The organism is Halorubrum sp. CGM4_25_10-8A (assembly GCF_005435025.1).
GTDB classification, from domain to species: Archaea; Halobacteriota; Halobacteria; order Halobacteriales; family Haloferacaceae; genus Halorubrum; species Halorubrum ezzemoulense.
On sequence record NZ_SGTX01000047.1, the window covers coordinates 1 to 700 of the forward strand.

Genomic DNA, 700 nt, shown 5'->3' on the forward strand with positions numbered 1-700 from the left:
ATAAGTACCGTCGGGTACTCTCTGAAACTATGGGCGTGCGTCGAACCGCCGTCGTGAAACTCGCCGTTTCCGACGAGCAACGCGACGCACTCCACCGAACCGCCCAGCAATACCTGTACTGCGCGAACCGAACCGCCGACTACTGTTGGTCCGACACCTCCTACGCCGAGTGTAAGACCAACAAGCGAGAGGTTCGTGACGCGCTCTACGCCGAACTTCGAGAGGAGACAGACCTCCAGGCCCAACTTGTTCAAGCCGCTATCAAACGCGCTGTCGAAGCTGTCAAAGCGTGTGTCGAACGGTGGAAAAAGGGACAGCGCGTCTCTCAACCGACGTTTACCGCCGAAACGATGGACTACGACACGCGGAGCGCGACCTTCTACCGGAACAAGGTGTCGCTGGCAACTGTTGAGGGCCGAGTCGAACCGTCGTTCGTTCTCCCGGCAGACAGTCCGACGCCCTACGAGCGGTACGTACTCTCCGAGAGCTACGAGTTCCGTGAGAGTACGCTTCGGTACGACGCGGCCACTGACGAGTTCTACCTCAACATTTCGACGCGGCGGACAGACGGTGACGATGAGGTTTCGGAAGATACCGGGCACTCCGACCAAACGGTCCTCGGTATCGACCTCGGCGTCAACAGCCTCGCTGTGTCCTCAACCGGCACGTTTTGGCAGGGGGACGACTACGACCACTGGTG

At 59.6% G+C, this 700-nt stretch carries 1 pseudogene; it reads left to right on the forward strand.

Annotation, left to right across the window (positions count from 1 at the left end):
- Positions 1–29: 29 nt before the first annotated feature.
- A pseudogene (locus EXE52_RS18070) lies at positions 30–700 on the forward strand (RNA-guided endonuclease TnpB family protein); the annotation flags it as partial.